Here is a 24,983-nt window from a genome sequence, read left to right on the forward strand (position 1 = left end):
ATGCGCGTTGCCAATGTGGTTGAGCTCGGGATCAAGGAACTGCGCGGCCTGTGGCGCGATCCCATGCTGCTGGTGCTGATCGTCTATTCCTTCACCGTGTCGATCTACACCGCGTCGACGGCGATGCCGGAAACCCTCAACCGGGCGGCGATCGGCATCGTCGACGAGGACCAGTCGCCGGTCTCCGCGCGCATCGTCACCGCGTTCTATCCGCCCTATTTTTCGGTGCCGAGCCTCATCTCGCAGCATGAGATGGACCGGCGGATGGACGCCGGGCTCGACACCTTCGCGCTCGATATCCCGCCGAACTTCCAGCGCGATCTTCTCGCCGGCCGATCGCCGACCATCCAGCTCAACGTCGACGCCACGCGGATGTCGCAGGCCTTTTCCGGCGGCGGCTACGTCCAGTCCATCGTTTCCGGAGAGGTGAGCGAGTTCCTCAACCACTATCGCGGCGACAGCGCCGTGCCGGTCAGCCTGGTTCTGAGGTCGCGCTTCAATCAGGAGCTCAACAAGGGCTGGTTCGGCGCGGTGACCAACGTGATCTCGTCGATCACCATGCTGGCCATCGTCCTCACCGGCGCGGCGCTGATCCGGGAGCGCGAGCACGGCACGATCGAGCATCTCCTCGTCATGCCGGTCACGCCGACCGAGATCATGGTGAGCAAGGTCTGGTCGATGGGGCTGGTGGTGCTCGTCGCGTCCGCCGTGTCGCTGATCTTCGTGGTGCAGGGAGCGCTGCATGTGCCGATCAACGGCTCGCTGACCCTGTTCCTGTTCGGCGCGGCGCTGCACCTCTTCGCGACCACCTGCATGGGCATCTTCCTGGCGACGGTCGCCGGCTCGATGCCGCAATTCGGGCTGCTGCTGATGCTCGTGCTGCTGCCCCTGCAGGTGCTGTCCGGCGGCACCACGCCGCGCGAGAGCATGCCGCAGATCATTCAGGACATCATGCTGGCGGCGCCGAACACGCATTTCGTCATGCTGGCGCAGGCCATATTGTTCCGCGGCGCCGGGCTCGATGTGGTCTGGCCGCAATTCCTCGCGCTGCTGGTCATAGCGAGCGTGCTGTTCTTCTTCTCGCTTCGCCGCTTCAGGAAGTTCCTGCGCTAGGCCGTCGGGCATCCGTACCGCGATGCGCCTTCGGTCGCGGCGCTTACCGGCCCGTGTCGGGAGACATGCCGGCGTTTCGTTCGCTGCTTCCCCTCAGGCGCCGGAAAGGCGGTCGGCCCGGAAAACACAAACACCGCGCGGGCGGGCCGCGCGGCGTTCGGGAGTTCTGCTCGCAAGCCGCTCTTAGGCGGCAGTCGTCACCACTGGTAGCGCACGCCCAACTGCGCGGCGCCGGCGGTGTAGTCGTTGTTGAACTTGACGCTGCCATTGGCGAAGGCGGAGAGCCCGTTGGTCCGGCCGAACCAGTTGAGGCTGCCGGTGAACTCGCCGAAGGCGCCGCCGAAGTCGTCCACCGCCGTGAAGGGCGCGCCGGGGTTGATGATCAGGGCGGTGTTGTCGCCGTCGAATTCGTACCAGAGGCGGGCGGTACCGGAGGCCTCGACCCAGTAGGCGTCGGACTCGTAGAGATTGCCGCCGACCCGCAGGCCGAGGCTCGCCCGGGTGCTCTCGCCGTCGAAGCTCACATCGGTGTCGGTGATGCCCTTCAGGTTGCCCATGTCGACGGTGGCATAGGAGAAGGTGGCGACCGGCTCGACGAAGGATTTGTTGCCCATGTCGAAGCGGTAGCCGCTGTCGATGGTGAAGCCGTAGGTGTTGCTGTCGACCTTCTCGCCCGTGTAGTCGATGTTGGCCAGCGACGGAACGTTGTAGTCCAGCTTCAGAATGTCGGCCTTGGCCAGCGCGTCGATGAAGAACCCGCCATTGATGTAGGTGCCGTAGAGGCCGACCGTGCCGCCGGTATAGGCGCCGGAGGTCTCGGAGGCCTTGAAGTTCAGGCTGGACGAGATGTAGCCGGCCATCACGCCGAACATCCAGGTGGAGGTGTCGGTGGTCTTGCCGAGGTCGATACCGCCGATCAGGCCGTAGGTGTGCTGGTTGTAGCTGGTGTCGTAGGTGTAGGTGCCGTTCATGATCTGGTAGGTCGAGCTGGCCTCACGGTCGGCCCAGCTGCCCAGCGCCTTCATCCACACGCCCGGCCCGTCGATGCCCTTCTGGACGAGCGGCGGCGCCTTCACGATGCCGGCGTCCTTGGTGACGATGGTGGCGCCCGGCACGATGGTCGGGTTGATCAGCACGCTGCGCAGGTCGGCCTGGCGGTCGAGCCAGAGGCCGGAGGTCTCATACCAGATGTTCTGCGCGCCGGTGACGAAGACCGGCATCTCGAACACCTCGTGGTCGGGCACGCCGACCAGGAAGACGTCGTTGGTCAGGCCGCCGTCGAGGCTGCCGACCAGGATGTCGTAGAAGAACAGGCCCTTCTCCAGCACGCCGCCGAACTTCGAATCCCAGTTCGGGGTGTCCGGCGAGATCAGGAAGCTCGGCGTCGCGCCGTTCGGGTCGTTCTTGCCGATGGTGGCGCCGTTCTGGATCTGGACGACCAGGATGCCGTCCGGGTTGAACGCGCCCACGCCGCCGGCGTTCTTGTCGGCGATGAAGATCTCGGTCTGGCCGAGGGTGACCAGCGTGTCGTTGGAGACCGGATTGCCGTTGACGTCGAGGCCGCCGATGACCAGGCGGTCGGCCGTCGTACCCGGGCCGCCGAGATAGGCGTCGACCTCGAGCCGGCTGTTGCCCGGCGTGCCGAGCGGCCCGGCGGTGATCGCCTGGAACACGCCGCTCGTAAAGGTGATGTCGCGCGGCGCGGTCATGCCGAGCGTATCGCCGTCGATCATGGTGAGCGTGCCGGCCTGCAGCCCCGCGCCGTCGCCGTTCTGGAAGGTCTCGAGGCCCTGGAACGAGGTGTTCTCGGCGAGGCCGCCCTGCATGGCGGTGACGGTGCGGCCGACATTGTTCACGAGGTCGTTGCCGCCGCCGAAATAGTTCTCGCCGACGGTCACCCAGGTGTTCGAGCTGAAGTTGTTCAGCACGTCGTTCTGGTTGCTCATCGACACGAGGCCGAACAGCGTGCCGTAATTGTTGACCGTCGTCGCTCCGCCCGTCGCGTTGATGGCGGCGTCGCTCGCCGCGGCGATCGGGCTGGTCCGGAAATAGGACCAGGAGGTGACCAGCGAACCGGCGCTGATGTTGAACACCGCGCTGTTGGTGCTGGCGATCGAGACGACCGCGTCGCCGAAGCCTTGCCCGGAGCCGAGCGCCGTCGAATTGGCGTTCAGGTTGATCGTGGCGTTGGTCGAGCCGGTGACGTTTATCGCCTTGCCGCTGTTCGTGTTGTCGGTGTCGCCGGCCACCAGGCTCGACGCGCCGATGTCGATCAGCACGTTGTCGACCGCGCTCGCCACCACGGCCTCGTCGCCGGCGCGGGTCGTGGTCGAGGTGCCGAGCAGCACGGTGGTGGAGGAGCTGCGCGCCTCGTTGAGGGCGGTCACGCCGTCACGCCCGGCCTGCACCGAGGTGTTGTTGCCGACCGTCACGTTGACGTCGCCGAACAGGCTGCCATTCGAGGTGAATATGCCGTCCCGGCCCGCCTGGATGGTCGCCTGCTGGCCGACGGTGACGTTGATGCCGCCCGTCCCCAGCCCGTCCTTGGTGGCGGCGATGCCGTCGCGCCCGGCCGTGATCGAGCGGAAGGGCGCGAAATTGACGTCGATCCGCCCGGTGCCGTTCGCCGACTCGATGTTGATGCCGCTCCGGCCGGCGGTGATGGACTGCGTGCTGACGACACGCACATTGCCGTTGCTGCCGAGTTGGCTGACGTTGATGCCGGTGGTGCCGGCCTCGATCGTGGCATTCGTCAGGATGTTCACATTACCGTCGCTGAACGCCTTGGTCGCGGTGATGCCGAAGTCGGAAGCGTTGATCTGGCCCTGCGTCGTGGTGACGATGGAGACGTCGCCCGAGCCCTGCAGCCCGGTGAACTGGATGCCGCTGGCGCCCGTGGCCGCGGCCGACAGGCCGCCGATGGCCGCGTTCACGTCGATGGTGGTGTCGCCGTCGCCGTTCTTCACCGACAGGATGCCGGTGCCGTCCGAGCGGATCCGGCCGTCGACGTCGATGTCGATATTGCCGGTGCCGGCGATGCTGGTGCCCATCACGCCGGTGGTGTTGGCGTCGACCGGGGCGTTGATGTCGACAAAGATGTTGCCGTTGCCCTGGACGATCGCGCCGGCGCCGGTGTCGGGCGCACCGTCGATCGCCGCGTTGACAATCAGCGTCGCGTCGCCGTTCTCGGTGGTGACGCCAGCGCCGAAATCGCCGTGAGCGGTGATCAGGTTGTTGGTGGTGGCGGTCGCCGAGCCGCCCGTATTGATGGCGAGCAGGCCGGATTCGCCGGCGATGATGCGGGCATCGCTGAGCACGGTGACAACGCCGCCGCTGCCCTTGTCCTGCGAGGCGATGACGCCGTTCTCGCCGGCGTCGATGACGGTGTTGGGGCCGAGATAGACGTCGACGCCGCCGAAATTGCCCTCGCGGGCGGCGACGAGGCCGTTCCTGCCGGCGAAGATGCTGCCGAGGATGTCGACGTCGGACATGCCGCCGGCCGGGCTGGTGGCGATCGCGGCGACGCCGTTGCCGGCCGAGCGCACGACACCGGTGGTTGCGCCGTCGCCCTGGTTGAGCGCCAGCGTGATGTCGGCGGTGCCGGTGGTGCTGAGCGAGAGCGCGAGCACGCCCGCCTCATCGTCGGCGATGCCGTCCGAGGTCACGCTGGAGGTGCCGGCGAGCGTCGCCGTCAGGATGGTGTTGCCGCTGTTCTGGCCGGCCTCCGATTCGGAGGAGGCGACCAGCTTGACGCCGGAGAGGGTCGCGTCGACCGCGCCGTTCAGGGTGAAGTCGACGGTGGTCGCGGCCGGCGCCGGGATGCTGGGGCCGGCCGGGCCCGGGGTGGAATCGGGATAGGGGTTCGAGGTGGCGGCCGCGACGGTGATGCCGTCGCCGTTCATCGCCGTCGTGCTGCCGTCGAACACCGCGGTGATGCCGCCCTCGTAGCCGGCCTTGGCGATACGGGCGCCGTTGCCGTTGGTGCCGACGATGGTGTCGTTCGAGAGAACCGAGACGTTGCCATACTCGTTGACGACCAGCAGGCCGTCGGCCGAGCCGGTGAGCGTTGCGCCGGTGCTCTGATAGCTGCTCATGCCGGTCTGGCCGGCGACGGTGACGGCGCTGAGCACGCCGGATATCTGCGTGCCCACGCCGGTGCTGAGATAGCCGGCGCTGCCGCCGGAGGAGGCGACCACGATGCCGTTGGAATCGGGCTCGACCGCGTCGACGAGGGCGGTCGCCGTGCTGACATAGGTCGCGCTGCCCGTGCCATCCAGCGTGGTGATCAGGATGCCGGCCTGGGCGCCGGAGATGTCGGAACCGGCCGTGCTCACATAGCTCGCCGATCCGCGCGTCGAGACGACGGTGATGCCGCCGGAATCCGTGTTGGTGGCCGTCACCTGGGTGAAGGCCGTGCTGAGATAGCTGGCGTCGCCGGTCGAGAGCGGCAGCGCTGGATCGGTCGTCGAATCCGTGGCGAGCACCGCGATGCCGGCGGCGTTGGTGCCGGCGGCGGTGACATTGGTGATGCCGCTGCTCAAGTAGATCGCGTCGCCGGCGCCGCCGGTGACGCTCACCAGAATGCCGGCGCCGTCGCTCTGGTTCGCCGAGGCGGTGGTGTTGCCGGTGTTGGTGTAGCTGGCATTGCCGCCGGCGTCGGTCACCGCGACCAGGATGCCGGCCCGCGCGCCGCTGGCCTGCGCCGTGGCGCCGTTGTTGTTCTGGTAGGTCGCCGTGCCGCGCGCCGACGTCACGAGGATGCCGGCCGATCCGGTGTTGGTCGCGGTGGCCTGGGTGAAGGCCGTGCTGATGTAGCTGGCGTCGCCGGTCGAGAGCGGCAGCAGGGGATCGGTGGAGTCGGCGGCGGAGACGAGGATGCCGGCCGAATTGATGCCGGTGGCGGTGGTGGTGGTCGAGCCGCTGCTGGTGTAGAGCGCGTCGCTCGCGCCGCCGCTGACGCTCACCAGAATGCCGGCGCCCTTGGTCTCGAGCGCGCTGGCGGTGGTGGTGCCGGTGTTGGTGTAGCTGGCGTTGCCGCCGGCGTCGGTCACCGCGACCAGGATGCCGGCCCGTCCGCCATGTGCTTCGGCGGTCGCGCTGTTGTTGTTCTGGTAGGTCGCCGCGCCGCGCGCGGAGGAGACCAGTATGCCGGCCGAGCCGGTGTTGGTGGCGGAGGCGAAGGTCGAGGCGGTGCTTGTGTAGCTGGCGTCGCCGGTCGAATCCGGGAGCAGCGGATCGGTCGAATCGGCGGCGGTGACGAGGATGCCGGCCGAGTTGGTGCCCGTGGCGGTCGCCGTCGTGGAGCCGCTGCTGGTGTAGAGCGCGTCGCTGGCGCCGCCGCTGACGCTCACCAGGATGCCGGCGCCCTTGGTCTCGTTCGCCGAGGCGGTGGTGGCGCCAGTATTGGTGTAGCTGGCATTGCCGCCGGCGTCGGTCACCGCGACCAGGATGCCGGCCCGCGCGCCGCTGGCGAAAGCCATGGCGCCGTTGTTGTTCTGGTAGGTCGCCGCACCCCGCGCCGACGAGACCAGGATGCCGGCCGATCCGCCATTGGTGGCCACGGCCTGGGTGAAGGCCGTGCTGAGATAGCTGGCGTCGCCGGTCGAATCCGGCAGCGCCGGGTTGGTCGTCGAATCGGCGGCGGAGACGAGGATACCGGCCGAGTTGATGCCGCTGGCGACCGCGGTTGTGGAGCCGCTGCTGGTGTAGAGCGCATCGCTGGGACCACCGGCCACGCTCACCAGTATGCCGGCGCCCTTGGCCTCGGTCGCGGATGCGACGGTGGTGCCGGTGTTGGTGTAGCTGGCATTGCCGCCGGCGTCGGTGACGGTGACCAGGATGCCGGCCCGCGCGCCGCTGGCCTGCGCCGTGGCGGCGCCGTTGTTCTGGTAGGTCGCGGTGCCGCGCGCCGACGAGACCAGGATGCCGGCCGAGCCGGTGTTGGTCGCGGTGGCATTGGTGAAGGCCGAGCTGATGTAGCTGGCGTTGCCGGTCGAATCCGGCAGCGCCGGATTGGTCGTCGAATCGGCGGCGGAGACCAGGATGCCGGCCGAGTTGATGCCGGTGGCGGTCGCCGTGGTGGAGCCGCTGCTGGTGTAGCTGGCGCTGCCCGCGCCGCCGGCCACGCTCACCAGGATGCCGGCGCCGTTCTCGGTGCCGTTGGTCGCGGTGGCGGTGGCCGTGGTGGTGCCGGTGTTGGTGTAGGTCGCGTTGCCGCCGGCGTCGGTGACGGCGACCAGGATGCCGGCCCGCGCGCCGTTGGACGTCGCGCTGGCGCCGCTGTTGTTCTGGTAGGTCGCGGTGCCGCGCGCCGACACGACGAGGATGCCCGCCGAACCGGTGGCGGTGGCGTTCACGATGGTCTGGGCCGAGCTGGTGTAGCTGGCGTTGCCGGTCGAGTTCTGCAGCGCCGGGTCGTCGTCGGAATCGGCCGCGATCACGCCGATGCCGACCGAGCCGGTGCCGTCATTGGTCACGCTGGTGAAGGCGCTGCTGGTGTAGCTGGCGTTGCCGGAGCCGCCGGTGACGTTGACGATGATGCCCGCGCTCTTGTCCTGGCCGGCCGTCACGGTCGTGCTGCCAGAGCTCGAATAGCTGGCGCCGCCGCCGCCGCCGGTCGCCAGCACCGCGATGCCGGCCGCGGAGCCGTCGGACAGGGTGGTGGCGCCGTTGTTCTGGTAGCTGGCGGAGCCGTGCTCCGAGATCACGCCGATGCCGACCGAGCCGGTATTGGTCGCGGTGACGTCGGTGAAGCCGGAATTGACGTAGCTGGCATCGCCCGAGCCCGAGCCGCCGTCGGGATCGTCGACGTTGAGCACCGCGATGCCGCCGGAATCGGTGCCCGTCGCGGTGACCGTGGTGGTCTTGGTGTTGTTGTAGAGCGCGTCGCCGCTGCCGTTCTGGACGATCACGCCCAGCGCCACGCCGCCGGTGCCGGTCGCCTGGAAATTGTTCGAGCCGCCCCCGGTGCTGCTGTAGTCGGCATTGCCGCTGCCGGTATCGACGACGACGACGAGGCCCGCCTTGTTGCCCGAGGCGGTGACCGAGCCCGTGTTGTTGTAGTCGGCGGTGCCGCCCTGGGAGATCACCGCGCCGCCGATCGAGCCTTCGATGTTCGCCCCGGCCTGGAAGGTGGCGTTCGAGGAATTGTTGAAGACGGCATTGCCACTCTGGCTCAGGGTGAGCATGCCGACGTCGTTGCCGGAGATGAAGAGACCGGAGCCGCTATTGTTGAAGGTGGCGGTTCCGGAGGCGGCGATCACGCCGACGCCCATGATCTTCGTATTTTCGGGATCCGTGTCGATATTGGTCGACCGGTAGGTGTTGTTGGAGCCGAAATTGTTGAACGTCGCCGTTCCCGAGCTCCGGTTCTGCAGCACCACGCCGATATTGCCGCCCTGAACCAGCGTGCTGCCGCCATTGCCGTTGTAGACGAGGCTGGCATTGGTGGTGGGGTCTTCGCCGTCGCGGGCCGAGTTGCGCACGCCGACGCCGCCGACATTGCCGAGCAACTGGACGTTCGAGCCGACATTCACCGTCGCGCTGTGGCCGCTGCCGTTCTCCAGGCCGCCGGCGATCGCGAGGTCGCCATCGTCGTTGTTGGTGACGACCGCGCCGTTCTCGATCGTCGCCGAGGCGCTTTCGTCGTCGCCGTAGAAGATACCGCCGTCATTGTCGGTACCGTCGCAGGTCATGTCGGTGTCGGGGCCCGGCCCGATGCCGTCCGAGCAATCCGCCAGCGCGCGATGCGGCGCGAGTGTCAGGCCGAACAGCACGGTGGCAAGTGCCGTGCCGAGCAGAAGTGGCGCCCGTCCGACGGTGCGCTTCGCAAAAGGCTGGGCCTCTCCCAGTACGGGTGTCCGGACCTGCTTCTGCGGCTGTCCGTTGTTCACCCGTGACAAACGCTTGGAACTCGTCATGCGCCCCCCGCCCCCGATGCGGCACACCAAATGCTACGACGAGAAACGAGACGCCCCCCACGGACAGCCCACTCTCGCAGGTTGAACCTATCCAAGCGCAAACGCACCGACAAGCGCGTGCCGGAGGTCCGGAGAGGGTCCCGCTTCGTCATGCTGCGAAGCAATCGTCTGGGTTGCATCAAAAAATGGGCTTAATCTCAGATGGTTAAGCGCGGATATCGGATTTTCCGCTGCGTCGGCGAGATCGATTCACCGCCAGAAATCCACGATGATCGTGCCATTTCTGCCACGCGAGACATTTGTGTGCATGCAGATCGAAGTCGAGGGACGCCGCATGCGGCGCCGATGCCGGCATCCCGTCCGGTTCAGCCCCGGCCAGGATTGCAGACTGATTCGGCCACGGACCGGGTCGGTGGCGATGTCGGCCCGGTATTTCAGTGTGGAATCAAGGCGAAGCCTGATTGAAGCGGCGCCGGCAAACGATCATGCGGGCTACGAAGGCGATGGACTCGGCGCCTGCTGCATTCTCGGTGTCTGCTGCGCCCGTGCCCGCAGCGAGGCGACCGCGAAGCCCCACACGCCGCCCATCAGCAGGAAATAGTGCCGCCAGTGGTCGGTGTCGATGATGAAGCTCTCCAGCGCATCACCCACATAGGTCCCGTAGATGGCGATCAGGCCCGCCTGCCACGGGGTCTTCACCAGCGCCCCCTTCAGACCGATCCAGAGCGTGAGCGCGACCAGAACGGCGTAGGCGATGCCGCCGCCCCAGCCATAGGCGTAGAAGGCGGCGAGATAGGTGTTGTGCGGGTCGTTGCCGAACATGATCTTGAACTGGCGCGGACCGGTGCCGTTCGGGTAGTCGAAGATGGTCAGGAAGCCGCGTAGCTGGTTGCCGAAGCGCCCGGCTTCGCCCTGGTCGTAATAATTGGTGAGATTGACGCGCTCCGTGAACATGGCGCTCAGCGAGCTGAACGACAGCAGCAGCGCCAGCAGGGCCGCGATGCAGAGCACCCCGAGAACTGACAGGTTGATCAGCCTGAGGCGGAACATCGGGTCGCGATTGGTGAAGAACATCAGGGCCAGCATGATGCCGCCGGAACCGGCGAGATGGCCCCACGCACCGCGGGAGAAGGACAGGAAGAGCCCGAGCAGAATGACCAGTATGGTGATGACGGTGCTCAGCCGGAAGCGGTCATAGATGATCCTCTGCAGGAGGAAGAGGACCGGCAGGACGAGGAAGGGCCCGTACACGTTCGGGTCCTTGAACGTCGCCTTGGCCCGTCCGGCGAGCAGCAGCAGGCTCTCGCCGCCCTTGGGCGTGGCGAAATAGCCGATGATGCCGAGAAGCGCGGCGAGCACAGCCGCCCGTATGTACCAGCGCTCCAGCACGGCCAACCGCCGCTCCGGATGCTGCGCGAAGGCGACCGCGAAGATGACGACGGAGATCTCGAAATAGACGGTGATCAGGTAGTACATGATCGCCTTGGAATCGAACACCACCTGCAGCGCCGAGAAGGCGCCGAACACCGCCAGCAGGCCGAGCGTGAGAATGAGCGGTGCCAGGGCGCGGGGTATAGGCGCACGCGCCAGGAACAGGGCGATCCCGACGATCAGGACGGCGACCTCGTAGGGCGCCGGCTCGATGAACACCAAGAAGCTGATGAGCAGCGCGAAGGCGAGGCAGCCGTCGACGAGGCTGTCGACGCTGATCCGCGCCGGGATGTAGGGCGCGATCCTGTCGAATTCGGGATTGGTCTGCGCCATCGCGGGATCATCCTGCGGTTCGCCGGGCGGGTCTCGCCGTCGGGGAGCGCCCGGGCGAGCCGATGACGGTCGTATCGCATACACGCTTTAAGAACGCGTTGCGCTTCACGATCGCTTTGTCGCGCGCCCCGCTTGCCGCGGGCTGCGCCCATCCGCCTCAAAAAGCCGACGCCGTAGCTGTGATCCGGCCGGCAGGGCGCTATATTCTCCAATAGAACATATGCGAAGAGACGGTGCGCCGCGCGGTCCGCGCCGGCCATTGCGAAGGAAGAACAGGCATGCCTTCAAAGCTCGACCAGCTTCGTGCGATGACCGTGGTGGTCGCCGATACCGGCGACATCGAAGCGGTCCGGCGCCTGAAGCCGCAGGATTGCACGACCAATCCGACCCTGCTGCTGAAGGCGGCGGGGATCGCGGCCTATGCGCCGCTGGTGGACGAGGCGATCGCGTGGGGCCGCCGGCAGTCCGGCGCGCGCGAGGCGGTGGTGCGGGCGGTCTGCGACCGGCTCGCGGTCAATTTCGGCGCCGAGCTCGCGGGCATCGTGCCGGGCCGCGTCTCGACCGAGGTCGATGCCGACCTTTCCTTCGATACCGAGGCGAGCATCGCCAAGGCGCGCGCGCTCATCGCCGCCTATGCCGAGCGCGGCGTCGGCCGCGAGCGCATCCTCATCAAGATCGCCTCGACCTGGGAGGGCATCCGCGCGGCGGAGGTTCTCCAGAAGGAGGGCATCGACTGCAACATGACGCTGCTCTTCGCGCTCGCCCAGGCGGCGGCCTGCGCGGATGCCGGCGCCTTCCTCATCTCGCCCTTCGTCGGGCGCATCCTCGACTGGCACGTCAAGGCGGGCGGCGGGCCGTTCACCGCCGAGACCGATCCCGGCGTCGTCTCGGTGCGGCAGATTTATGCCTATTACAAGAAGCACGGCATCCCCACCGTGGTGATGGGCGCCTCCTTCCGCAACACCGGCGAGATCGAGGCGCTGGCGGGCTGCGACCGGCTCACCATCGGGCCGGGCCTGCTCGATGAGCTCGCCGCCGACGAGGGAGCACTGCCGCGCCGGCTCGATCCGTCGCGGACGGAAGGCGCCCCGGCCCGCCTCGCGCTCGACGAGAAGGCGTTCCGCTTCGCGCTGAACGAGGACGCGATGGCGACCGAGAAGCTTTCGGAAGGTATCCGCCAGTTCGTCAAGGACCTGCGCGAGCTGCGCGTGCTCGTCGCCAAGCGACTGGAGGCGGCGCAGGCGGCCTGACCGCCCCGCTCGATCGCCATGATGGGTCCCGACATCGCCTTCGCGCTCGCCGCGGGCGCGGCGGCCTTCGCCGTCGGAACCGGCAAGGGTGGCGTGCCGATGATCGGCATGCTCGCGGTGCCGATCCTCTCGCTGGTGATGCCGCCGATCGCCGCCGCCGGCCTGCTGCTGCCGGTCTATGTGGTCAGCGACATGTTCGGCGTCTGGGCCTACCGGCGCGAATATTCCGGGCGCAACCTCGCCATACTCGCTCCCAGCGCGGCGGTCGGCATCGCCGTCGGCTGGGCCACCGCCTCGATCGTCTCCGAGGCGTTCGTGCTGCTGATGGTCGGGATCATCGGGGTGAGCTTCTGCCTCGCGAGCTGGTTCGGCCGGCGCTCGGCGGAGCCGCACCGGGCCGACGTGCCGCGCGGGCTGTTCTGGGGCGCGGTGGCCGGCTTCACCAGCTTCGTCACCCACGCGGGCGGACCGCCCTACCAGATGTATGTGGTGCCGCAGCGGCTGCCGAAGATGGTCTATGCCGGCACCTCGACGATCTTGTTCGCGGCGATCAACTGGATGAAGGTGCCGCCCTATTGGGCCCTGGGGCAGTTCTCCCCCGGCAATCTCAAGGTCGCGCTGCTGGTGATGCCGGTGGCGATCGTCGCCACCTTCGTCGGCGTGCGCCTGACCCGCACCATCCCCGAGCGGCTGTTCTACCGCCTGGTGATGGCGGCGCTGTTCCTGCTCTCGCTGAAGCTGCTCTACGACGCCCTGCGCAGCTTCGCGGGAGCCTGAACGCAACGAAAAACCCCGGAGCGGAGGACCGTTCCGGGGCTCGTCAGTATGACTGGGTCGCTGGCCGCGATCAGATCGCGCTGTTGATCCACTGCACCAGCTTCGCCTTCGGCGCGGCGCCGACCTGCCGCGAGGCGAGCTTGCCGTCCTTGAACAGCAGCAGCGTCGGGATCGACATGATGCCGTATTTCGAGGCGGTGGCCGGGTTCTCGTCGACGTTCAGCTTGACGATCTTCAGCTTGCCGTCGAGCTCGCCGGCGACCTCGTCGAGCACCGGGGCGACCATGCGGCAGGGACCGCACCACTCGGCCCAGAAATCGACCAGCACCGGTTCGGAGGACTTGATGACGTCGGACTCGAAGGACTGGTCCGACACTTTTTCGACGCCCATGGCGCAACCTTTCCGGAAAACAGATTGGAGAGAGTTGGCTGAAAGGTAGGTAGTGCCTACCGGGGCCGTCAAGGCGCCGTCACTCCGACGTGAGGGAAGAGACCGCCGCCGCGACCGCCTCGCGCAGCACCTCATGCACCACCGGCCCCGCCGTATAGACCAGAACGGCGTCTATCGCCCTGTCGGGAAACAGCTTTCCGATGAGGTGTGCATAGAGGGCGAGCTGCGCCCTGTGCGTGGCGGGAACCTGCCCTGCCGCCTGCGGGGGGCGCGCATCGGTCTTGAAGTCTGCGATCAGGACCCGGTCGGCCGCGACATGCACGCGGTCGATTCGGCCCGACACGGTGACGCCGGGCGCGATCTCGCCGGCGACCGGCACCTCGGCACGGCTGCCGGGCGCGAACAGCTTGGCCAGCGCCGGATGGTCGAGCGTCGCCAGCGCCTCCTCCACCAGCTCCGCGCGGATGTCGTCGCCGAGATCGGCGGCGAGGTTGGCGAGCAGGCGTCCGCCGGCCTCGCGCCGCTGCGGCGGCTCGATGCCGGGCAGGCCGGCGAGCAGCCGGTGTACGAGGTCGCCGCGCCGCAGCGAATGGGCGGCCGCCAGCCGGTCCGCCGCCGAACGGGCGGAGGCCGCTCTGGGAGCCTGATCCTGTGTCTCCAGCGCCGAGGGCACGACCCGGCGCGGCGGCGTCGAGGCGGCGACCGGGCGGAGCATCCGCTCGAGCATATGCCGCTCCTCGGCCGCCAGCGTCTCCATGGGCGGGGCTGCGGAGGGAGCGCTTCCGGGCGCGCCGGAGCCCTGCGGCTGCGGGCGCCAGCGCAGCACCTGTCCGTCGAAGCCGATGGCGGGCGCCTCGACCGCCTCGGCGGCGAGAGCGGCGCGCACCAGCTCGTACCAGCATTCCGGCCGGCGCTGATTTCGGCCGTCGGCGCCGCACACCACCAGCGCGGTCTCCGCGCGGGTGAGCGCGACATAGAGCAGCCGGCGATATTCCTCATGGGCCGCGGCGGTCAGCCGATCGCGCAGCGTGGCGAGTGCCGGCGTGTCGGTCTTTTTGCTCGGTGCCAGCAGCGCGACTCGGCGCCCGCTTTCCGTCTCCGCCTTGATGAGGCCGTCGTCGTTGCGGGCGTTGGGTAGCGTGGTGGTGTCGGCGAGGATCACATAGGGCGCCTCCAGCCCCTTGGCCCCGTGCACCGTCATCACCCGCACCTCGTCGCGCCCGGCCTCCATGTCGCGCTTGGTGTCGGCGCCGCCGCGCCGCAGGAAGGCGAGGAAGCCCGGCAGCGAGGGCGTCTCGACCCGCTCATAGGTGCGGGCGAGCGCCAGCATCTCGTCGAGCGCGTCCGCCGCTTCCTCGCCGAGCCGCGCCAGCATCTTCGCGCGGCCGCGCTCGCGGCCGAGCACGCGGGCGTAGAAATCGAACGGGCGCAGCGCCAGCGCATCGGGCCTGAGCCGCTCCAGCATGGCCGCCGCCGCACCCCAACTCGACTTTTCACCGGCGCGGGCGCGCAGCGTCTCGCCGAGCCGTGCGGTGCGGCGGGCGCACAGCGCGATCAGGTCGTTGTCGTCGAGGCCGAAGAGCGGGCTCTTCAGCGCGCAGGCAAGGGAGAGCTCGTCATCCGGCGAGACCAGCGCGTCGCCGAGCGCCATCAGGTCCATCACCGCGATGTGCTCGGCGACGATGAGGCGGTCGGCGCCGGCGACCGGAACGCCGGCGTTCTTGAGCTCGCGGATGATCGCCTCGAACAGCGCGTCGCGCCGCCGCACCAGAATGAGGAAGTCGCCCGGCCGCGCCGCGCGGGAGCCCTCGGCATCGCGCGCGGCGAGCGGCAGCGGGACCTTCACATAGGCACCGATATGCGCCGCGATGTTGCGGGCGAGACGCGTCTTCGGGTCGTCCTCGCGCGGCGCGTCGAGCGGCTTCTGCCACGCGTCGACCTCGGCTTTCTCGCCCGGCGCCTCCGGCGTCCATATCTCGACCAGGGAGGGCATGTTGCGCACCGCCTCGTGGCTGGTCGCTTCCGGCTCGGCGGTGAGGCCGTGAAACGCCTCCTCGCGTCCGAACACCGTGTCCACCGCCGCCATGATGCCGGGCGCCGAGCGGAAGGAGTGGCGCAGCTTCACATGGTCGAAGCTCGCCGCTGGCGCCGTCCGCGCCAGTTCCTCGCGCATCGCGTTGAAGCGGCGCGGATCGGCGCCCTGGAAGGAGAAGATCGACTGCTTCTCGTCGCCGACCACGAACAGCGTGCGGGTCTCGGTGTGCGCGCCGGCGCCGGCGAAGAACTCGGCGACCAGCGGGCGGATCACCTCCCACTGCTCGGGGCTGGTGTCCTGCGCCTCGTCGAGCAGCACATGGTCGATGCCCTGATCGAGCTTGTAGTGCACCCAGGCCGAGGCGCCCGAGCCGAGCAGCTTGCGCGCCGCCTTGATGAGGTCGCCGAAATCGAGCACGCCGCGCGCGCGCTTGGCCGTCTCGTAGCGGGCGACCGCCGCGCGGGCGATGGTCAGCGCCGCGATGCTGCGCTCGGCGGCCCGGGCGGCGGTGATCTGCTCCATCAGCCGACCGATGCGATCGCGCTCGGTGAGCAGCACGGGATAGTCGGCGCGGATTTCGGCCTTGCCGAACTGGCTGTCAGCACGAGGCTTGCTGTCCTTGGTGAGGAAGACCTCGGCGTAGCGTCCGGCGCGTTCCTCCTCCCCGGCAAGCGCGGCGGCGACGAGGGCGGCGCCGCGCTCGGTGATGCGCCCGTCGAGCTGCATGAACACCTGCCCAAGCGGACGCCATTCGGCGTGCGGGATCAGCGCCCCGCCGACGATGCGGCGCTCGATCTCCTCGGCGCATTCCGGGCTCGTGCAGCCGACCAGCCGGCGGACGTCGTCCTCGCTCGCGTCCAGCGCGTCCGGCTCGGCGATCAGGCCGGCGACCAGCTTGTCGATGCCGCCGTCCGACATCTCCTCGACGATCAGCGCGAAAGCGCGCCCGAGCGGGCTGTCGGGCGCGCCGGCGGCCTCCAGCACCACCTCGGTGCGCACGCGGGCGAGCAGTTCGAGCTCCGCGCCGTTCTCCAGCGTGCCGAAGCCGGCCGGCACACCGGCCTCGAAGGGGAAGCGGTGCAGAAGCTGGCCGCAGAAGGCGTGGATGGTCTGGATCTTCAGGCCTCCCGGCGTCTCCAGCGCGGCGGCGAACAGCCGGCGCGCCCGCGCCCGCCGCTCGGGGGCCGGGGTCTGGCTCGGCGCGCCGTCGGTGGCGCGGATCGCCGCGTCGAGCGTCTCATCGTCAAGCGTCACCCAGCGGCGCAGCTCGTCGAGCACCCGGTTCGCCATGTTGGCGGCCGCCGCCTTGGTGTAGGTGAGGCACAATATGCGCCCCGGCGGCACGCCGCCCAGCAGCAGCCGGATCACCCGGCGCGCCAGCACATGCGTCTTGCCGGAGCCGGCATTGGCCGACACCCAGGCCGAGATGGCGGGGTCCGAAGCGCGGCTCTGCAGCGCCGTCGCCGCCTCGATGGCGGCCGATGCCGGTGCGGGTGCGTTCATTCGCCGGCCTCCTCGTCGCCGCCGACCGACCATTCCTTCACCCGCGCGAGATGGCCGTAGTCGCCGAACTGCTTGCGGAACATCGGGCGCGTCAGCGCGGCATAGCCCTGCGAAGGGTTCTCGAAGGCGTGCACCAGCGACAGCAGCCGCTCCAGCGTCTCCTCGGCAAGCTCGATGGCGCTTCGGCCCTCGACGAGCGCGCTCACCGTGGGCAGAGCGGCTGTGCGGCGCAGCAGCGGCACATAGTCGAGCGCGGCAGCCGGCAGCGCCGGGACGTCCCGGAAGCCGTCGGCCCGCGCCATCGCGGCCTCCAGCGGTAGCTGCGGCGAGTATTTCGCGCTGGTCTGCTTGGCGGTCGGCGTCGCGCCGGTCTTGAAGTCGACGATGCCGAGCGTGCCGTCGCGCCGCAGCTCGATGCGGTCGGCGCGTCCGGAGAGCACGAAGGGCCCGCGCGTGCCGGCGAGCGGGAGCCGGCCGTGGGTCTCCGCGACGATGCGCGCGACCTGTCGTCGGCGCTCGCGCTCCCAGGCGATATAGGCGGGGACCAGCCGCTCGAAGCGCGCCCACCACAGCGCATGCTCGGCCGGATAGGCCCTGAGCGGCGCGAAAGCCTCCTCGCCGAGGCGCCGCAGCACTGCCTCGGCATCGGCGGGAAGCGTCTCGGGGTGAAGCTGGGCGAAGCGGCCGAGCGCCTCGTGCATGGCGCTGCCGCGTTCCGCCGCGCCGGGCGCCGCGTCGAGCTCCTCCAGCGGCGAGAGCTTCAGCACGTGGCGGGCATAGATCGCATAGGGGTCGCGCAGCCAGGTCTCGATCTCGGTGACCGAGAGCCGCGTCGGCCGCAACTCCACCGCAGGCGCGGGGGCCGGGCGCGGCACGCGCGGCACCTCCGGCTCCGCGTCGAGCGCGCCCGCGAGGCGGCGCCAGCGCGCCCCGCGCGCCACCGCCGCGTTCCAGCGCGCCTGCCCCGCCACCGCCGCCAGCCGCTGCAGGAAGCGCGAGGGCACGCTCGGCGCGCCGCCGAGCTTGGCCGGATGGGTGAGGATCAGCTCCGGCGCGCCGCAGCCCTGCGCGAAGTCGTGGGCGGACAGGCCGATGCGGCGCTCCGGCGCCTCGAGGCCGAGCGCCGCGCGCATCGGGCGCGACAGCCACGGGTCGGTGGTGACCGCCGCCGGCCAGCCGTCCTCGGTCAGCCCGCCGAGGATCATGCGGTCGACGGAGACGAGGCGAGCCTCCAGCGGCCCGAGGATGCGTAGCCGCGCCTCGGTGTCGAACAGCGGGCGCACCGGGCGGTCGGACAGCAGCATCGGCACCGCGGCGGCATAGTCGGCGAGCGACATCTCCGGCGCCAGCGGCGCGCCCTCGCTCATCGCGTCGAAGGCGCCGGCGAGCTCGCGCTGCGCCATGTCCGTCGCGTCAAGGAGCCCGCCGGCGGCCTCCAGCGCCGCGCGATGGGCGTTCACCAGCGCGCCGAAGCCGTGCCGGCCCTGCACGCAGGCGTCGAGCGGCGCGAACGCCGCCGCGATCCGCGCCGCGAGGTCGACCGCGCGCGCCTTGGTCTCGGCGTCGACGCCAGCGCGCGGGTCGCTCGGATGGAAGTCGGTGGGATCGAACCCGGCCGCCGCCGCGACCAGACCGGCCGTGCCGGCCGCCGGCCGTGGCCCCCGCAGCACCATCAGCTCCAGCGCGTCGACGGCCCGCGCCAGCGCCTCCGGCTCCAGCCCGAAGCGCGCGGCGGGATGGCGGAGCAGCGCGATCAGCGTGATCGGCGCGAGCCGTTCCGCCGCGACGTCGGCGACGAGGCGCGCGAAGCGGCCAATGCTGCTCTCGGACAGCGGCTCGCCGGCGGAATCGTCGATGCGGATGGAGAAGCGCAGCAGCTCGGCGGCGACGCGCCGGGCGAGGTCGCGGTCCGGCGTCACCAGCGCCGCCGTGCGGCCGGGCGTCTCCAGCGCCTCGCGCAACGCCAGTGCGATGGCGAGCGCCTCCTCGCGCCCGTCATTGGCCTCGATCACCGCGATGCCCGAAAGCGCCGCGTCGATGGCGGCGGCCGGCAGGCGCTCGCCGAGGCTGGCCCAGGCCTCTGTGGTCTGCGCCGGCCGCAGCGCCTCGGAGAGCAGCGCCTCGCGCCCGTGCGGCGCCGGCGGCGCCAGCGCCTCGACCTCCTCGCGCCGCGCCCCCATCACTCCGAGCAGCCGGCCGAGGCCGTATTGCGGATGGCTGGGCGCCGGCGCGTCGGCGTCGGTCAGCGCCGAGAAGGCGGCATCGTCGAGATAGGTGTCGAGGCCCGGCAGCACCACGCAGCCGCGCGGCAGGCGGGCGACCGCGGCGAGCAGCCGGGCGGTGGCGGGCATGGAGCCGGTCGACCCCGCCGCGATCACCGGCCCGGCTTCCGGCCCGAGCGCGGCGAGCCGCGCCGCCTCCTCGCCGATCAGCCGGTCGCGGCGCACGCTGGCGTCCACCGCCTTGAGCGCGGCCAGCAGCGCCGGCCACGCCTCGCGCGCGATCTTCAGGAAGTCGAGCGCCATGTCCCAGTAGCGGTCGTGCTCGCCCGGCACCAGCGTGTCGAGCCGCGACCAGGCGATCTCCTGCGCCGCCATCTCGTCGACGAGGCTCGCCAGCGCGTCGGCGAGCGCCAGCTCGGCGCCCGGGCCGGAGGCGACCGCCTGCCGCCCGTCATCGTCGCGCAGCAGCGAACGCCAGCGCGCCACGAGGCTCGCCAGCGCGAGGCGCCGCGTGGTGCCGGGAATCGGCGTCGGCGGCTCGGTGCGGTCCTCGGCGAAGGCGAGGGCGTCCTCGTCGACGTCGCCGAGCGGCACGATGCGCGGCAGCAGCGCGACGCCGCCCGGCATGCGCGCGACCAGCGCGTCGGCGAACAGCCGCCCGGCGCGCCGGGTCGGCAGGTAGAGCGTCGCCGAGGCGAGCGCCAGCGGGTCGCCGCGCGGCGCGAAGCCGGGCACCAGCCGGCCGTCGAGCAGCGCGTCGGCCAGCGTCGGCAGGAACGGCGCCGAGGCAGGAATGGTGGCGAGGCGCAGGCCGCTCGCGCGGGCTGGGCCCGGCGCCGGTTCCTTCATGTCGAAGGTGAGCTGGTCCATTCCGTTCTCAGGCCCCGGCCGGCAATCCGGTGTGAATCAGGGATCGTGGTCCGATCCACACTATCGGTGCCGGAGCGATGGTGTCCAAAACGTCGTCATACCCGACCTCGATCCGGGCATCCCCACCTCGCCAGACGTCGAACCGGGGGCAAGCGTTCCGTGCGCTGGGGGCCAGCCGCTCGCACCCTCAATCCACCGAGCGGCGGATCGCCTCCTCGGCCTCGGCGATCGCCTCGGGTGTGCCGACATGCATCCATATGCCTTCGAGGCGGAGCCCGAACAGCCGGCCTTCCTCGGCGGCGCGGTGGAACAGCCGGGTGAGCGAGAAGCGGCCTTCCGGCGCGCCCTCGAACAGCTTCGGGCTCAGCACCGCCGCGCCGGCATAGACGAACGGCGCCACCAGCCGCTCGCGGCGCGGGATGAGCCGGGATTCGCCGTCCATCAGGAAGTCGCCGCGCCCGTCATAGCCGATCGAGGTGGCGGTCGCCGCGCACAGCAGGAGCGCGTCCATCCGCTCGGGATCGAATCCGTCGATCAGGCTAGGCAGGTTCGGCCGGATGCCCTCGACCCAGATGGTGTCGGCGTTGATCGAGAGGAACGGCGCGTCGCCGAGTAACGGCAGCGCCCGCACGATGCCGCCGCCGGTCTCGAGCAGCGCGTCGCGCTCGTCGGAGAGCACGATCGCGGGGCGCGTGCGGCCCGCCCGAACCCGCTCCGCGAGGTGGCGCTCCATCATGTCGGCGTGGTGATGCAGGTTGACCACCGCCCGCTCGATGCCGGCATCGGCCAGGCGGTCGAGCACATGGTCGATCAGCGCCCGGCCGTCGACCTCGACCAGCGGCTTGGGGCGGGTGTCGGTGAGTGGGCGCATGCGGGTGCCGAGGCCGGCGGCCAGCACCATCGCGGTCGTGATCGGCGTCATGTCGCAGCGGACAGTGTATCGGCGCGCGGCGCCGGGGAGGATTCGGCGGAAGCATCGTCGTCGGCGCCGCCCGGCGCGGCGGCCGGCACGGACTCGGTCGGCGGCACTGGCACCGCCGGCACATGGGCGTCGTACCACGCCTTCACGCCGGCAAGCTCGGGAAAGGCAAGGCAGCGTTCCAGATAGCGCCAGATGCGCGGCATGTGGCGCAGATACTGGGGCTTGCCGTCGCGCTTGTTCAGCCGCGCGAAGATGCCGAGGATCTTGGTGGCCCGCTGGGCGCCGAGTATGGCGTAGCTGGCGACGAAGCCGCGCACGTCGAATGCGGCGTCGTGCGCCCGCCGCGCCTCGACATAGCGGCCGAGCAAGGCGAGCTCGAGGTCCTCGGGCACGTCGACCCGCGCATCCTGCGCCAGCGAGACGAGGTCGTAGGCGGCCGGACCCATCACCGCGTCCTGGAAGTCGAGCAGGCCGATCTGCGCCAGCCCCTCGCGCTCGGGCAGCCACATCAGGTTCGGCGAGTGGTAGTCGCGCAGCACCCACACCGGCTTCTGCGCCAGCGAGCCGGCGAGCGCCGTGCTCCACAGCTCGTGGAAGGCCTGCCGTGCCTCGGCCGAGGGGGCCGGCGCGCTGCGATGCGGCAGATACCAGTCGAGCAGCAGGTCGGCCTCGATCAGCAGGGCGGCGATGTCATAGGCCGGCAGCACGTGGTCGATCTGCGGATTGACCGGCAGCCGGTCGGGCAGGTCGAGAGCGTGCAGCGCCGAGAGCACGTCGGCCGCCAGGCCGTAGCGCTCCGCGTCGGGCGCCGGCGGCGTGCCGGTGAGCACGCCCTCGGTGCCGAGGTCCTCGATCACCAGAAGGCCGGAATCGAGATCGGCGGCATAGATGGCCGGGGCCGAGAAACCGCGCGCCTTCAGCCCCCGCGCCAGCGCGACGAAGGGCTTCACGTCCTCGGCGAGATGGGCGATCTGACTGTAGGGCTTGCCGTTTTGCACCGGCGGCCCGTCCGGCCGGCGCGGCGCGTTCATCAGCACGGCGGTGCGGCGAGCACCGACGAGGCGCTCATAGGTGCGGCTGGAGGCGTCGCCCTGCAGATAGTGCCGGCGCGCCGGCCCGAAGCCGGCGAGGTCGATCAGCGCCCGCGTCGCCCGCATGCGGCGCAGCGCCCCGGCAAGCCGGCCGCGCCCCTCCAGCCGCAGCCGCCGCACGCTCGGGGCCGCGCCGGGCGGCAGGGTGATCTGCACGTCGAGGCGGTCGGCGCCCGGCAGCCCGTTGCCGGCGCGCTCCGGCCATTCGACCAGCAGGATGGCGCCCTCGGCGATTTCCGGGAAGCCGAGCTCGTCGAGCTCGGAGGGGTCGACGACGCGGTAGAGGTCGGTGTGCACGACGCGCGCGCGGGGCAGCTCGTAGCTCTGCACCAGCGTGAAGGTCGGGCTCGGCACTTCGATATGCGGATCGCCGGCGATCTCGCGCAGCACCGCGCGGGCGAGCGTCGTCTTGCCGGCGCCGAGGTCGCCGCGCAGCGTCACCACGTCGCCGGGCTGAAGGATCGCGGCGACGTCCATGGCGAGCCGCGCGGTGGCGCTCTCGTCCGGAAGCACCACGTCCCAGGTCACGGTCTTGCCCGATGTCGTCTGAGGCATCGCCCGCTACTCCGCCGCTGCCCGGCCGGAATGGCTGTCGAGCGGGAAGGTGCAGGTGACCACGGTGCCGCCCCCGGGCGCGGGGGAGATCGACACGGATCCGCCATGCAGCGCCATCAGCGAGCGCACGATGGACAGCCCGAGCCCGACACCGCGGTGGCGCGAGCCGGCGGTGCGGCTCTCGAAGCGGTCGAACACCCGCTCGCCGAGCTCGGGCGGCACGCCGGGGCCCTGGTCGCGCACCCGGAGCCACATCGCGTCCTGGTGGCGCTCGGCGGAGAGCGTCACGGTCGAGCCGTCGGGCGCGAAGCCCACCGCATTGGAGAGCAGGTTGTAGAGGATCTGCCGCACCCGCTTGGCGTCGGCCCGGAAGCTGCCGACACGCTCGGGCGCCTCGATCGCCAGCCTGAGGCCGCCCTCGGCGAGGCGGTCGCGCACGCCCTCGGCGGCCGCCTCCATCGCCTCGCGCACGTCCACCTCGGTCAGCTCCAGCGTCATGGTGCCGGCGTCGATGGTGGCGAGGTCGAGGATGTCGTTGATGATGGCGAGCAGCGCCGCGCTCGATTCGTTGATGTGGTTGATATAGGCGCGCTGCTTGGGGTTCAGCGGGCCGACGCCGGCGTCGTCGAGGAGCTGCGCGAAGCCGATGATGGTCGTCAGCGGCGAGCGCAGCTCGTAGGAGACGTGGCTGACGAAGTTGTTCTTGAGGTGGTCGGAGGCGACCAGCGCCTCGTTGCGCTCCACCAGCGCGCGCTCGACATTCACGCTGTCCGTCACGTCGCGGAAGGTGACCAGCGTGCCGCCGTCCGGCAGCGGCTGGGTGGAGCCGTCGAGGATGACGCCATCGGTGCGCTCCATGCGGAACTCGGCCGGCGAGCGCTCGTCGATATCGGTCACCGCGGCGCGCAGCGCGCTCCAGGCGGCGGCGTCGCGGCTGAGGGCGCGGCAGGAGGCGACCACGGCGTCGATGTGCGGGCGCTCGCTCAGCGCCGCCGGCGCCAGCCGCCAGAGCTTCAGGAAGGCGGAGTTGTGCAGCCCGAGCCGGCCGTCGCTGCCGAACACCGCGACCGCCTCGGCGAGGCCGTCCAGCGTCTCGCTCTGGATGCGGATCAGCGCGTTGTAGCGGCTCTCCAAAGCGAGGCGCTCCGTCACCTCGTCGCACAGATAGGTGACGCCGCCCTCAGGGCTCGGGGCGGTGACGACGCGCAGCGTGCGCCCGCCCGGCAGGTGCCACCAGTGCTCGCGCGGCTCGATGCTGCGATAGGCCTCGTGGAGCTGGTCGCGCCAGGCGCGGTAATCCGCCTGCTCGGGCAGGCGGCGGGCCTGCCGCAGCCGGTCGAGCACCGCGGTGTCGGTCGGCCCGTCCTCGAGGAAGGCGGGGTCGAGCTCGAACAGCGCCGCATAGGCGGCGTTGTGGAACACCAGTCGCTGGTCGCGGCCGAAGATGGCGACCGCGGTGGAGAGCTGGTCGAAGGTGCGCCGGTGCGCGCTGACCGCGTGGATCAGCTCGGCCCGCGCCGTCTCCGCCTCGGTGGCGTCGAGCGCGACGCCCGCCGCGCCACCCGGCGTCGCGACCTCCAGCACGTCGAGCGTGCGGCGCGCCCCGGCGACCACCACCGGCAGGCGGCCGGAGAAGGCTCTGCCTCCCGCCTGCGCCGCCTCGGCGGCGCTCCGGGTGGACTGGTCAAGCAGCGCGAGATTGCGCGCGGCGGCGTCCTCCGGGTCGGCGGCGTCGACCGCATGGGCATAGGCGGCGTTGCACCAGGTCAGCCGTCCGTCCGCGCCGCGCACCCAGGCGGGCGCCGGCAGGGCGTTCAGCAGGGCGCGCAGCGAGGCGCTGTCGGCCTCCAGCCGGCCATTCGTCTCGGCGAGCCGGGCGAGCGCGAGCCGCGCGCCGGTCACTTCGCGCAGCCGCAGCACCACGGCGCTGCCGACCGGCCGGCCGTCGGCTTCCAGATGCCGGCCGTCCTGCGCGACGAGGCCGACCGACATCACCGTGCCGTGGCGGCGGAGCTGGTCGAGCGCGGCCTCCACCTCGCGGGCGGAGGTCGGCGACAGCCAGCTTCCGAAGGCCAGCACCCGCGTCGGCGCGGCGACGCCGGTGAAGGCCGAGGTGTTACCGATGATCTCGGGCTCGGTGTCCGGGTCGCGCCAGACCACCACCACCTGCGGCTCGGCGAGCAGCAGCGCGTGCACCTCCTCGATCCGCGCCTCGAGGCGGGAGATCTCGCCGAAGGCGGCCGCCTCGCGGGCGCTGGTGCGGGCACGGAAGCGCACATGCACGATGGCGGTGGTGGTGGCGAAGGCGATCACGCCGATCACCAGGGCGAAGCCGATCAGCGCGCTGCGGTCGAGCTGCGCCAGCGTCATCGCGAGGCGCGAGACGGTTTCGGACGCGAAGGCTGGCGTGGCGGATGCGGCCAGTGTTCCGGCCGCCAGCGTGCCGGCAAGGGAGGTGGTGAGCGCAGGCGCTCGCCAGCGGCGGCGCCAGGACGGCAGTCGGCATTCCGGTCGCCGCGCCGAAAAGGCGACGTCCCGCGCATCCGTCATGCCCGCCGGTCGCGCCATTCC

General features: G+C 70.6%; 11 protein-coding genes. 3 read left to right on the forward strand and 8 right to left on the reverse strand.

What is annotated here, in order from left to right:
- Window positions 1-1,113: an ABC transporter permease gene (locus U742_RS0102720; RefSeq protein WP_029349800.1), complete on the forward strand. Its 1,113-nt coding sequence runs from the start codon at window positions 1-3 to the stop codon at window positions 1,111-1,113.
- Window positions 1,114-1,310: 197 nt separating this feature from the next.
- Here U742_RS0102720 and U742_RS0102725 read toward each other — a convergent pair whose 3' ends face one another.
- Window positions 1,311-9,032 carry a hypothetical protein gene (locus U742_RS0102725; protein ID WP_156034109.1) on the reverse strand — a complete coding sequence of 2,574 codons (7,722 nt, stop codon included), beginning with the start codon at window positions 9,030-9,032 and terminating at the stop codon, window positions 1,311-1,313.
- A 492-nt stretch (window positions 9,033-9,524) separates the two neighbouring features.
- Complete coding sequence (locus tag U742_RS0102730; protein WP_051660796.1) at window positions 9,525-10,796, reverse strand: O-antigen ligase family protein; 1,272 nt, start codon at window positions 10,794-10,796, stop codon at window positions 9,525-9,527.
- Window positions 10,797-11,074: 278 nt separating this feature from the next.
- On the opposite strand from U742_RS0102730, the gene tal reads away from it, so the two are divergent.
- Entirely contained in the window at window positions 11,075-12,046 is a 972-nt protein-coding gene (gene tal, locus U742_RS0102735) for a transaldolase (protein ID WP_029349805.1), read from the forward strand.
- A gap of 18 nt (window positions 12,047-12,064) precedes the next feature.
- The gene (locus tag U742_RS0102740; RefSeq protein WP_029349807.1) at window positions 12,065-12,823 is read left to right on the forward strand and encodes a sulfite exporter TauE/SafE family protein; all 759 of its coding nucleotides are present in this window, start codon (window positions 12,065-12,067) and stop codon (window positions 12,821-12,823) included.
- Window positions 12,824-12,893: 70 nt separating this feature from the next.
- On the opposite strand, the gene trxA is transcribed toward U742_RS0102740, so the two are convergent.
- From trxA to U742_RS0102770, 6 genes are all read right to left on the reverse strand, one after another.
- The gene (gene trxA, locus U742_RS0102745) at window positions 12,894-13,214 is read right to left on the reverse strand and encodes a thioredoxin (RefSeq protein ID WP_029349809.1); all 321 of its coding nucleotides are present in this window, start codon (window positions 13,212-13,214) and stop codon (window positions 12,894-12,896) included.
- 79 nt (window positions 13,215-13,293) lie between these two features.
- Window positions 13,294-16,752 (reverse strand): double-strand break repair helicase AddA, encoded by a 3,459-nt coding sequence (gene addA, locus U742_RS0102750; protein ID WP_029349810.1) that lies wholly within the window; start codon window positions 16,750-16,752, stop codon window positions 13,294-13,296.
- A complete protein-coding gene (gene addB, locus U742_RS0102755; protein ID WP_248310240.1) occupies window positions 16,749-19,844 on the reverse strand; it encodes a double-strand break repair protein AddB in 3,096 nt (1,031 codons plus the stop codon). The genes addA and addB overlap by 4 nt, the downstream gene beginning before the upstream one ends.
- Before the next feature lie 187 nt (window positions 19,845-20,031).
- The gene (locus tag U742_RS0102760; RefSeq protein ID WP_029349814.1) at window positions 20,032-20,766 is read right to left on the reverse strand and encodes a nucleotidyltransferase family protein; all 735 of its coding nucleotides are present in this window, start codon (window positions 20,764-20,766) and stop codon (window positions 20,032-20,034) included.
- The gene (tsaE, locus tag U742_RS0102765; RefSeq protein ID WP_029349816.1) at window positions 20,763-22,412 is read right to left on the reverse strand and encodes a tRNA (adenosine(37)-N6)-threonylcarbamoyltransferase complex ATPase subunit type 1 TsaE; all 1,650 of its coding nucleotides are present in this window, start codon (window positions 22,410-22,412) and stop codon (window positions 20,763-20,765) included. Before tsaE ends, U742_RS0102760 begins: the two co-directional genes overlap by 4 nt.
- Window positions 22,413-22,418: 6 nt before the next feature.
- Window positions 22,419-24,980, reverse strand: coding sequence for a sensor histidine kinase (locus U742_RS0102770; RefSeq protein ID WP_029349818.1), 2,562 nt, complete (start codon window positions 24,978-24,980; stop codon window positions 22,419-22,421).
- Window positions 24,981-24,983: the final 3 nt, after the last annotated feature.

The organism is Allobosea sp. 117 (assembly GCF_000702305.1).
In the GTDB taxonomy this organism is placed as follows: domain Bacteria; phylum Pseudomonadota; class Alphaproteobacteria; order Rhizobiales; family Xanthobacteraceae; genus Ancylobacter.